7 protein-coding genes are annotated in these 12590 nt (G+C 46.2%); all 7 read left to right on the forward strand.

Annotated features, from left to right (window positions below; translation table 11 throughout):
- The first annotated feature begins 58 nt into the window (after nt 1-58).
- The 7 genes from ACYVF1_RS16875 to ppk1 all read left to right on the forward strand — a co-directional run bounded on the left by ACYVF1_RS16875 (nt 59) and on the right by ppk1 (nt 12275).
- Nucleotides 59-3337 (forward strand): SusC/RagA family TonB-linked outer membrane protein, encoded by a 3279-nt coding sequence (locus ACYVF1_RS16875; RefSeq protein ID WP_461082286.1) that lies wholly within the window; start codon nt 59-61, stop codon nt 3335-3337.
- A 29-nt stretch (nt 3338-3366) separates the two neighbouring features.
- Entirely contained in the window at nt 3367-5073 is a 1707-nt protein-coding gene (locus ACYVF1_RS16880; protein ID WP_461080889.1) for a RagB/SusD family nutrient uptake outer membrane protein, read from the forward strand.
- A 237-nt stretch (nt 5074-5310) separates the two neighbouring features.
- On the forward strand, nt 5311-5733 hold the full coding sequence (tsaE, locus tag ACYVF1_RS16885; RefSeq protein ID WP_461080891.1) for a tRNA (adenosine(37)-N6)-threonylcarbamoyltransferase complex ATPase subunit type 1 TsaE: 423 nt from the start codon (nt 5311-5313) through the stop codon (nt 5731-5733).
- Between the two features lie 79 nt (nt 5734-5812).
- A complete protein-coding gene (locus ACYVF1_RS16890; protein ID WP_461080893.1) occupies nt 5813-7024 on the forward strand; it encodes an alanine dehydrogenase in 1212 nt (403 codons plus the stop codon).
- Between the two features lie 61 nt (nt 7025-7085).
- Nucleotides 7086-7490 (forward strand): hypothetical protein, encoded by a 405-nt coding sequence (locus ACYVF1_RS16895; RefSeq protein WP_461080895.1) that lies wholly within the window; start codon nt 7086-7088, stop codon nt 7488-7490.
- A 379-nt stretch (nt 7491-7869) separates the two neighbouring features.
- A complete protein-coding gene (gene gyrB / locus ACYVF1_RS16900) occupies nt 7870-9870 on the forward strand; it encodes a DNA topoisomerase (ATP-hydrolyzing) subunit B (protein ID WP_461080897.1) in 2001 nt (666 codons plus the stop codon).
- 68 nt (nt 9871-9938) lie between these two features.
- On the forward strand, nt 9939-12275 hold the full coding sequence (gene ppk1, locus ACYVF1_RS16905; RefSeq protein ID WP_461080900.1) for a polyphosphate kinase 1: 2337 nt from the start codon (nt 9939-9941) through the stop codon (nt 12273-12275).
- Nucleotides 12276-12590: the final 315 nt, after the last annotated feature.

Consider the following 12590-nt stretch of genomic DNA (forward strand, 5'->3'; position numbering starts at 1 on the left):
TAAGTACTACTGAGTATTAATAGTCATCTTTCACCTATTCTATTAATTATTTCTTATGATGAAACACGCTTTACGACAAGCGTATCGCACATTGCCGTTCCTTGTACTTAGCTGGCTATTGTGCGTGGGTGCCTTCGCCCAGGATCGCAAAATTACCGGTCGGGTTACCGACGGAACCGACAACAATCCCCTACCGGGTGCCAACGTAGTAATCACAGGCACGCAGATCGGGATGGTGACTGACGCCAATGGTCAGTTTTCGCTGAACGTACCAACAGGACGTAACACATTAACCGTATCAGCTATTGGTTTTGTAGCACAGGAGATCACGATTGGCAACCGAACGAACATTGACGTTACATTAACAGCCGATATCAAAACACTGAACGAGGTGGTTGTAACAGGCTATGGCGCTCAGGCCAAGCGTGATATTACCGGCGCGGTAGCAACGGTGGACATGAAAGAAGCCCTGAAAGTACCTGCTGCCAACGTAGCACAGGCCCTGCAGGGACGTGTCGCCGGGGTGACTGTTGGTAATGACAATTCGCCGGGTGGCGGTGTGATGGTGCGTATTCGTGGATTTGGTACCATCAATGATAACTCTCCTCTTTACGTAATTGACGGCGTGCCAACAAAAGGTAACCTAAACACCCTGAATCCAAACGACATTGAAAGCCTGCAAGTACTGAAAGATGCTTCGGCTGCTTCTATTTATGGATCGCGGGCTGGTAACGGTGTGGTCATTATCACCACGAAAAAAGGAAAAGCCGGAAAGCCAAAATTTACGTATGACGCTTACTACGGCATTGCTACCCCTGGCAAGTTTCCTGAGTTGGTTAACACGGCAGATTTTGCCAGCCTGATCTGGGAATCTCGCCGGAATGCTGGCAACCTGGTTAACGGTAACCCTAAACATGCTCAGTTTGGTAATGGCGCAACGCCCGTTATCCCGGATTATATCTTCCCGGACGGTGCTATGGAGGGTGACCCTCGCTTGGCCAAAGATGCCAACGGAAACTACGTTAACTATAGCACCGACGTTGATGCAGCTTCATTTAGAAACTCGAAATGGTTAATTACTAAAGCCAACAAGGAAGGCACCAACTGGTTCGACGAAATCTTCGATCCAGCTCCTGTTCAAAACCACCAGATTGGTGTTACGGGCGGTAATGAAGGGGGTCGCTACGCGATGTCGGCCAACTACTTCAGTCAGGATGGTATTTTGAAGTATACATGGTATAAGCGTTATTCGATTCGTGCAAACACCGAGTTTAACGTAACGAAGCGGATCCGCGTCGGTGAAAACATTCAGTTTGCTTATGGCGAACGGGTTGGTGGAGGTAACTCAACCCAGAGCGCTACGGCGAACAACAACGAAAGCAACGCTATTTCGATGGCGTACCGGATTCAGCCACTGATCCCGGTTTATGACGTAGCAGGTAATTTCGCCGGTACCAAAGGTGGTGACCTTGACAACGCCCGTAACCCGGTAGCGCTGCTTTATCGGAACAAAGACAATGTGGGGAAAGAGTTACGTTTCTTTGGCAATGCCTACGCAGAAGTTGACATTCTGAAAAACCTGACGGCTAAAACTAGTTTCGGTATTGATTACAATACATATAATATCCGGGCTTATACCCCGCGCGATATTGAATCGTCGGAAGCGGCTGGCGCCAACTCCATGTTTACCCGGAACGAAATTGGTTATACCTGGACGTGGTATAATACGTTGACATACAACGGCGAGATCGGCTCATCGATTCGGTACAACTTATTAGCAGGAACGGAATCGATCAAAAACAACTTTGAATTCTTCCGGGCTGACCGCTCTCGCTTCGCAAATGATGACCTGTATAATCGCTATCTGGATGCTGGTAATGCTGGTACACAAACTAATACGGGTGGCGGCTCTGACTGGAAACTGGCTTCTGAGTTTGCCAAAGCTAGCTTCTCGTTCTTCGACAAGTACCTGATCGATGGAACCATCCGTCGTGACCGTTCGTCGCGTTTCGCTGCTGCTAATCGGGTAGCTTACTTCCCGGCTGTTTCGGCGGGCTGGCGCGTTTCGCAGGAAGAATTTCTGAAACCTGTTACCTGGATCAATGATTTGAAATTCCGTGCCGCTTACGGACAAACCGGTAACCAGGAAATTGGTAACTACAATCCGTATCTTATCTACGGAACTGGTCCAACCGTTTCGTTCTATGACCTGAACGGTTCGCGGACTTCTTCGCTGCAAGGATATGAACTTCAGCAGTTTGGTAACGCCAACGCCAAATGGGAAACCACTACGTCGGTTGACTTCGGTATTGACGCTTCACTCTTTAAAGGAAAACTAGACGTAACGTTCGACTGGTTTAACCGTGTTACGTCGGATGCGCTGTTCCCGGTTGAGGTACAATACACGCAAGGTCAGGCTACCAACCCATTCCAGAACATCGCTTCCTTCCGTAACAGAGGGGTTGAATTGGGCCTGAACCACAGTGGCAAGCTGATGAATGGCGACTTCACCTATAGCATCGGTGCCAACATTTCGACGTATCGGAATATGGTTACCAGAACGGACGGAAACCCATCTACCCAGTACTTCGGTTTCACTCCGCGGATTCCGGCTATGACCGTAACCCAGGAAGGCTATCCGATTTCGTCGTTCTTTGGCTACGTGATCGACGGTATCTTCCAGACCGACGAAGAAGCGGCCAAGGCTGCCGTTCAGTTTGGTGCGCCTAGCCTGAACAACAAAGCTGGTCAGTTCCACTTCCGCGATTTGAACGGCGACGGTGTAATTAATGCTAGTGACCGTCAGGTTATCGGTAACCCTCACCCCAAAATGTCGTATGGGCTAAACCTGAATGTTGGTTATAAAAACTTCAATCTGACTGTATTTGGTCAGGGCGTTTATGGCAACCAGATCTTCAACTACAACCGGTACTGGACTGATTTCCAAACCTTTGGCGGTGTACGTAGTAAAGACATGTGGCTAAAATCGTGGCGGCCTGGTAAAACGGATGCTACGTTGCCTCAGCTACGTTCGAACGACAACATCAGCTCGAACCCATCGACGTATTACTTGGAGCCTGGTTCTTACCTACGGATGAAAAACATCCAGCTTTCGTATAACCTGCCCCGCACGCTGATGAGTAAGTTGGGCGTAAGCAATGCCATGGTTTATGTTCAGGGCCAAAACCTGTTCACTGTTACCAATTACACCGGTTTAGATCCAGAAATCAACCTGCGTGACTCAGGGGGTACGGGTAACGACCGTCACATTGGTGTTGACGAAGGCGCTTATCCAGTTGCTAAAACTGTACTGGTTGGTCTTAATCTGGCATTCTAAGGAACTAAACTTTCTGGTAAAAAGAACTCATGAAAAAAGTAATAATTTGGGCGACTTTCCTGACTGTTGGAACGTTGACCGCCTGTAAAGATGATTTTTTGGATGTGCAGCCCAAAGCTGTACTGGGTGCATCGAGCTTCTACAATGCTACGGGTGTTAACTATCTGCTGATCGGAGCTTACTCGCTGCTCGACGGCTGGGGATCTGGTGGTACGTCGTATCACTCGGCTGCCGATAACTGGGTGTTTGGCGCTGTTGCCGCTGATGATGCCTACAAAGGCTCAACCACTGGTGACCAGCCAGATATTTCCTACATCGAATACAAAAGTATTCAACCTGACAACGGATATTTCCGTGGAAAATGGCGGGTTTGCTACGATGGTGTGGCCCGGTCGAACGACGTATTGCAGGCGCTTGCCCAAACCAAGGACATGACCGATGCTGACAAGCTACAGGTTACTGCCCAGGTTCGGTTTCTGCGTGGCCACTACCACTTCGAGGCTAAGAAAATGTTCAACATGGTGCCGTATATTGATGAAAAAATATACAATCCAACTGATCTAAACAGCACGAAAGTACCTAACGATAAGGATATTTGGCCAAATATCGAAGCTGACCTCAAGTTTGCGTATGAGAACCTGCCAGCTAAACAATCGCAGGTTGGCCGTCCTAGCAAGTGGGCTGCTGCGGGTATGCTGGCGAAAGCGTACCTCTTCCAAAAGAAGTGGACTGACGCAAAACCATTACTGGAAGCAATCATCGCCAGCAACCAGTACAAGCTGATGGATAAGTACCATGATAACCACAGACCGGCTACTAATAACAACGCTGAGTCGATTTTTGAGATTCAGTTCTCTGTAAACGACGGTACAGGTGAAAATGGTAACAATGGCGACGTATTGAATTATCCTTATGGCGGTCCAACTACTTGCTGCGGTTTCTTCCAGCCTTCGCAGAATCTGGTAAATGCATTCCAGACCGACGCCACTGGTTTGCCAATGATGGACACGTTTAACAACACAGATGTTGTTAGTGATCAGGGACTTGAGTCGACACAGCCGTTTACGCCCTCCACCAGTCGGTTAGATCCACGCTTAGACTGGACTGTAGGCCGTCGTGGTATTCCTTACCTAGACTGGGGATTAATGCCAGGTAAAGCCTGGGTACGTGATCAGGGAAATGGCGGTCCTTACGAACCTAAAAAGCACCTGTTCTACCGGACGGACGTAGGAACTAATACGTTTGCGAGCAATAACCGTCTCAATGCCAACAATTACCGCATTCTTCGCTTAGCCCACATCTATCTGTGGCTGGCTGAAGTTGAGGTAGAAGCGGGTTCGCTGGAAAAAGCGCGTGAGTACGTCAATATTATCCGGAAGCGGGCATCCAATCCAGATGGCTTCGTTAAAATGGATAACGGAACGAATGCTGCCAACTACGTAATTGGTCAATATACTACGGCCTGGACGGATAAAGCAACAGCTCGTAAAGCAGTGCAATTCGAGAACCGGCTTGAGTTTGGTATGGAAGGTCACCGCTTCTTTGACCTGGTTCGCTGGGGAATTGCTGCCGAAACGCTTAATGCATACATGGCGAAAGAATCGAACATGCGGACTTATTTCAAAGGCGCTACGTTCGTGAAAGGTAAGCACGAATATTATCCGATTCCGTTACAGGAAATCCTGAATAGCAAAGTCAACGGTCAGGCAACGCTGAAACAAAATCCGGGTTATTAATAAATATTTCCATGTAATGAGCAGTTGACAATTAGTTGTCAACTGCTCATTTTTTTTGAGTTTTAAATTCGAAACGTAACGATTTTAGAAACGTACTATACAGAAACGTAGTTACGACCCACTTTTTTGAGGGCAGCTTTTAGTATTAAAAAAATCGATACGTATCACTCACTTTTATTTGGTCGAATTGGGCGGTCTAAAAATGCGTATCTTTGCGGGCCGTTTCGTGACTTAAGCATGACGCTACGTATTGATCACATTGATAATCTGAGAGTTGCCGCTCAGCAACTATTAGCTGATGGCCGGCATCAATTGGTCTGGTTATTTGAGGGTGACATGGGAGTTGGAAAAACCACGCTTATCAAGGCTTTGTGTCAGGTGTTAGGTGTTGTCAGTATTGTACAAAGTCCAACTTTCTCAATTGTCAATGAATACTCAACCCACGAAGGAAAATCGGTATTTCACTTTGACTGCTACCGGCTCAGAAATGAGGCTGAAGCGCTGGATATAGGTATCGAAGAATATTTTGATTCGGGGGATTACTGTTTTATTGAATGGCCGGAACGAATTTCTTCACTATGGCCTTCAACCTATTATCAGATTCACCTGTCAGTCGATGCCGACGGCCGGCGACACATAGAAACAAAATCAGTTTCATAGTTTACCATTTACAGTTAGTTGACGCATAAGCAACGATATACCAGCTGACTGTAAACCGTAAACAGTAAACAGAATAAATGTGACTGGATTTGAGGAATTAGCCAAACAAACGGCACTTTATCCGAAAGAAGCTCCTTTAGCCGTAAAGACCAGCCAGCATAGTTTGCTGATTGGACTGCCCAAGGAGGTATCACTACAAGAAAATCGCATTGCCCTCACGCCTGAGGCTGTGGCCATTCTGGTACGTAACGGCCATAACGTAATAGTGGAGCAGGGTGCTGGTGAGAAAGCCAAATTTCCTGATAACGAATACAGCGAAGCCGGTGCGCAGATTGCTCAAACACCAAAAGAAGTTTATCAGGCCAATTTAATCCTGAAAGTTGAGCCACTGGTTGAGGCAGAATTCAAGCACGTTCAGCACGGAAGCACCGTTATTTCAGCGCTCAACTTGCCTGCGCACGATCGCTCGTATTTCGAAAAAATCAATAGCAAGCAACTGACTTCGTTCGGATACGAATATATTGAAGATCAGAGCGGTGGATTACCTGTGATACGTTCCATGAGCGAGATTGCCGGTAGTACAGTTATGTTGGTGGCCGGCGAATATCTAAGCAACGCCGATAACGGCCGGGGTATTATTCTGGGAGGCATAACCGGCGTACCACCGACCAAAGTAGTGATGCTTGGAGCTGGAACCGTTACCGAATATGCAGTACGTACCGCTTTGGGTATGGGTGCCGACGTAAAGGTTTTCGATAAACATCTGTACAAACTCCAGCGGCTTAAATACGCGGTTGGACAGCATATTTACACTTCCATTATCGACTCCGATACGTTAGCAGAGGCCATTCAGCGGGCCGATCTGGTTATTGGTGCTATGCGGGCCGAAGATGGGCTGAGCCCAATTGTAGTTACCGAAGAGATGGTCGGCCGTATGAAGCCGGGCTCTGTCATCATCGACGTATCAATCGACCAGGGTGGCAACTTTGAAAGTTCGAGAATGACCACCCATAAGGAGCCAGCCTACAAACATTTAGGAGTTATTCATTATTGTGTTCCAAACATCGCTGCCCGCGTTGCTTATACGGCCAGCATGGCCCTGAGTAACATCTTTTTACCGTTTCTATTAGCGACTGGCACGAATGGTGGAATTGAACAGATGATGTATGCGAACCGTTGGTTTATGAAAGGTGTTTATACCCATAAAGGCACATTAACGAACGCCTATATTGCCCGGAAGTTCAACATGCGATTCAAGGATTTGGACCTCCTGCTGGCAGCAAGGTTTTAAAATAAGTCAATAGTCGATAGTATTCTGTGGGCTAACGACTTACAACTTATGACACTTTTTTATGATTAATCACAGTAACGAAAATACGCTACTTGACGACGCTAACTCCTATGATGTTAATAAAGAACTTATGGGAACGGTTTCGTCTGATTTCGTCAAAGTGGCCGATCAATTGAAGGAGGCATCTTATCAGATTCGAAAACGTGGATTTTCTGAATATCCAGTGTTTGTTACATCCCGACGCGACGTACCAGTTGGACAGCTTCTTATTGGTGTAAACGAACTTGAAAATCAGTGGAATTATAAAGCTTCATTTTTGGACGAGTTTGTTCAGCGAGGGCTGATTGGTGCAGAGTCGGTGGATTTGTGGAAAGAGAATTATAAGAAGCCAGACGAATACTGCTGTCTATTTGTGGTCCATGGCGATTTTGCAGGTTTTATTTATATCCCTTACCCCGAAGATTAACGGAAACGCAGGTTGTAAGTACGTTGATATAATTACGTTTTAAACGCTGAATGTTGGACATTCAGCGTTTATTTTTTTAACGTTTTCAATAATACTTTTTCGGGAAATAACCGTCACATAAATAGCTCTTCAAAAAACGTCATTTCATAACAATACAGCCGTTAAGTATGCGTATGAAAAATGACTTTGAAGGCCTCAAATTCTACTCAGAAGCCCATAATTTGAATTTTAGAAAATTTTCTTTATATTAAAGCAATCTTACGGAAAACGATAGGAAAAGACAGTTATTTTTTGTATTTTTACAATCTGTAAAGGTCATTCCGCTATTCATTATAACTGAGACCTGGACATAATTTATCTGACATTTTTTCATTCTGACATGACCAACGAATTGATTGAAGCAGACGACCTCGTTGAGACAACAACTACTAAGGACTATGGAGCTGATAGCATCACCGTTTTAGAGGGTCTGGAGGCTGTTCGCAAACGTCCAGCCATGTATATTGGCGACGTTGGGGTTAAAGGTTTGCACCATCTGATTTGGGAAGTCGTCGACAACTCAATTGATGAAGCGCTGGCGGGCTACTGCGACACGATTCACGTAACCATAAATGCCGACAACTCCATTACGGTGCGAGACAACGGCCGGGGCATCCCAACAGGTATTAATACAAAAACTGGTAAATCAGCCCTCGAAATTGCAATGACGGTGCTGCACGCCGGTGGTAAGTTCGACAAAGACACGTATAAAGTGTCGGGCGGGCTGCATGGCGTGGGCGTTTCCTGCGTAAATGCACTTTCGACCGACGTACGCGTAGAAGTCCATCGCGAAGGCAAAGTATTCGAGCAGGAGTATAAAATTGGCGTTCCACAATATGACGTGCGCGTCATTGGCGACGCTGATGATACCGGTACCATTACGCATTTCAAACCCGATGGCAGCATCTTCACCGAAACCACGTACCGATATGATACCGTAGCGGGTCGTTTGCGCGAACTGGCTTATCTGAACAAAGGCATCCGCATTTTCCTGAAGGACATGCGCGAGCTTGACGAGCAGGGCGAGCCAATCAATCATACTGAGTTCTTTTCAGAAGGCGGTTTGGTTGAGTTCGTAAAATATCTGGACGAAACCCGCCCCTCGCTCGATGGTATGCAGCCAGTATATATGGAAAGCACCAAAGGTAGCACGCCCGTTCAGGTAGCGTTGGTGTATAACTACGAAGCTGGTGAGAACGTACTGTCGTATGTGAACAACATCAATACGCACGAAGGTGGTACGCACGTACAAGGATTCCGGTCGGCCCTGACGCGGGTTTTGAAAAACTACGCCGATAAAAACGCTGATAAGTTCAAGAATATGGGTAAGCTCACCTTCACGGGTGAAGACTTCCGTAAGGGGTTAACGGCGGTGGTTTCGGTGAAGGTACAGGAACCGCAGTTTGAAGGCCAGACCAAAACTAAACTGGGTAATCAGGACGTAGTAAGTGCCGTAAGTCAGGCGATGGCCGATTTGCTTGAAACCTGGCTGGAAGAAAACCCAAAAACGGCGCAGGGTATCGTTAAGAAGATTCTGGTATCGGCGCAGGCACGTATCGCGGCTGAGCAGGCCTATAAACGTATCATGGCCGACCGTAAGGACTTTATGGGCGGTATGGGCTTACCTGGCAAACTGGCTGACTGTTCTGACACCGACCCCGAAAAATGCGAACTCTATCTGGTTGAGGGTGACTCAGCTGGTGGTACGGCTAAACAGGGACGTAACCGGGCGTATCAGGCCATCCTACCGCTACGTGGTAAAATCCTGAACGTAGAGAAAGCGCTGGAGCACAAAATCTACGAAAACGAAGAGATTAAAAACATCTGGACGGCACTGGGTGTCCGGCTTGAAAAGAAAGATGATGAAACAGTAATGAATCTGGAAAAGCTTCGCTACCATAAAATCATCATCATGACTGATGCTGACGTCGACGGTAGCCACATCCGTACACTGATTCTGACGCTGTTCTACCGCAATATGAAGGCGTTGATTGACAACGGCTACGTTTACATTGCGCAACCTCCGCTTTATCTGGTGAAGAAAGGTAAAGAAGAACGTTACTGCTGGACTGAGGGCCAACGGGAAGCCGCCGTGAAAGAATTAGCGGGCAGTGGTAAAGAAGAAAATGTTGGCGTGCAGCGATACAAAGGATTGGGAGAAATGAACGCCGAGCAACTCTGGAGCACGACCATGAATCCCGACACCCGCAGCCTGAAAGTAGTGACAGTAGAGTCGGCGGCTGATGCCGATCACGTCTTCTCCACGCTGATGGGCGATGACGTCGCCCCCCGACGCGACTTCATCGAGCGAAACGCCAAATACGCCCGAGTGGATGTTTAACCGAAAGATAATATAAAGCGGGCCGACAAGCCCGCTTTTTTGTTTTATTTCAAAGTTTTGAATTGACTATGCGTTATTCCTTTAAACCCAACCGCGCATTATTAAGCAATTTCGTTTCCCGGTTTACAAATCGCCGAACGAGTTCTTCAAACCCGGCACTAGATAAAATGGCAAAGGTTAGTGAAAAAGTTAGCAGCGTTATTGATCAGAGTGATTATCTGAGCCGTGATTTAAGTTGGTTAAAATTTAACGACCGCGTACTGGACCAGACTCGTAGCTCAAACCGGACGTTAATGGAACGGTTGAAGTTTCTGGCGATATCTGCTTCCAACCTCGACGAGTTTTTTATGATTCGCGTGGGAAGTTTGTATAACTACCTCGATTATCATAAACAACGTGTTGATTATTCGGGTCTACGCGAAGTACCGTTTCGTAAAGCACTTTACACTGCAGCCCATCAATTCTCAGAAGATCAGCAAGCCGTATTTGTAGAGGAATTATTACCGCTGTTCGCGGAAAATGGCCTGCAACTGGTAGGTTATGATGAACTGTCCAAAGAGGAACAGACCGAAGCTACCAACTACTTCGACCGGACGATCTACCCAACGCTGACGCCGATGCTCTATGACTATACGCATACATTTCCGGTTTTACTGGCAAAGGTGCTTATTTTCGGGGTCGTTACACAGAATCCAGAAACTACTAATTCTCATAATTCGCGTTTAGTTGATGAGGAAGATCGGCAACGGCTTTCGTTCGTGCAGATTCCGGCCAACCTCCCCCGGTTTTTCTCATTCGAACGAGAGAATCTAATCGCGTTTATACCCATTGAAGAGATTATTCGGCATCACATCAAAAAGCTCTATCGTAATGTCGAAATTACATCGGTCAGCCTGTTTCGGATTACACGTAACGGCGATTTCACACTTGATGAAGACGAAGACGACGAAGTAGATTTCATTGACGAAGTCCGTCAGAAAATCAAAAATCGCCGACTGGGCCGGGTAACTCGGGTAGAAATCGAAGCAGAAGATAGCAACGAAGAACCATCGCCCTGGATGATCAATCTTCTCAAAAAACGCTGGGAGATCGATGATTTAAACATTTTCGAGTCACAAACACTGCTCGATTTTTCGGCTTTCTGGCAAATAATTGGTCATCCTGAATTTAAAGATGACATGCCGATTCCTCACGCACCGGTTGCTCCAATAGGACTTGGACGTGACAAGAATGACGATATTTTTGAACTGATCAAACAACGGGATTTACTCCTGCATCATCCCTATAACAACTTCGAGCCTGTACTTCAGCTGCTTGAACAGGCTGCCGAAGACCCAAATGTATTGGCGATTAAGATTACGCTGTACCGGCTGGCAAAACGGTCACGTATCACCGAAGCTCTTCTGAAAGCTGCTGAGAACGGGAAACACGTATCCGTATTATTTGAAGTGAAGGCCCGGTTCGATGAAGAAAATAACATTCGGGAAGCGCAACGACTGCAAAAGGCGGGCTGCTTTGTCATTTATGGCATTAGTAGGTTTAAAACCCATACCAAGCTATTGCTGGTTGTTAGAACGGAAGGCAATCGTGTGGTACGTTACGCTCATATGGCGACTGGTAACTACAACGAAGATACGTCGAAACTGTATACCGATATTGGGCTATTGACCACTAATGAGACTTATACCCACGATATTTCGGAGTTTTTCAACGTAATAACTGGCCATTCCGTCCCGAATGAATACCAATATTTGATTACAGCCCCCCGCGACATGCGTGAGCAACTGCTACGTCTGATACGTTGCGAAGCTGAAAACGCCCAGCGTGGCCTACCCAGTGGAATATGCTTTAAAGTTAATTCACTGGAAGACAGACAAGTTATTGATGAACTATACAAGGCTTCACAGGCAGGCGTACCTATACGACTGATTGTACGTAGTATTTGCTGTTTACGACCACACCGCGCGGGTTTAAGCGAAAATATTACGGTACGATCTATTGTCGGCGATTTTCTGGAACATACCCGAATTTACTATTTCCACAATAACGGCGATCCTAAGGTATATGGGGGCAGCGCCGACGTAATGGTACGTAGCTTCGATCGACGTATTGAATCGCTATTTTATTTCGCCGATGCGCGGGTGAAGCAATTAGCTACATTGATCCTGAGTTATAACCTTCGCGACAACGTTAACGCTTATGAATTGGAAGAAGACGGCAATTTTAAGAAATGCGACGTACCAGAAGGTGGTCAACCGTTTAACATTCATAAGCAGTTTTTTGAAGTGACTGAAAAAGAAGCTTTAGCCACCCGTTTATTTGACGCCGAAATAAAACCAGCAGAAGTGGCTAAATTGGAAGAAGAATATCAGGAAGGGGCCGAACGAGCAATTGCTGATATTTAGTAACTTATTTGTAAAAATCTATTGCTTCTTTTACAACAGTATAAAAATCAATACGGACGACTTGCGAATGAACAATAACGAGTTCGTTTTTGCCATGGGACAAGTTCAAGCGCCGGAAAGTGGCGATATAGTTTTTATAGTAAATACAGGAGAAGAAACAGGAAATTAACGGTTTAAGTGTTTTGGGTATCGAAGAGGTATTACCAGGTTTTTTACTGGACAATGCAACTCTAATTGCTTAATAATGACTTTCATAAACAGGATAAATTGGCAAACATTATTTGTCAATTTATCCTGTTTGCGTTTACTATAGGC

This window comes from Spirosoma flavus (genome assembly GCF_054778555.1).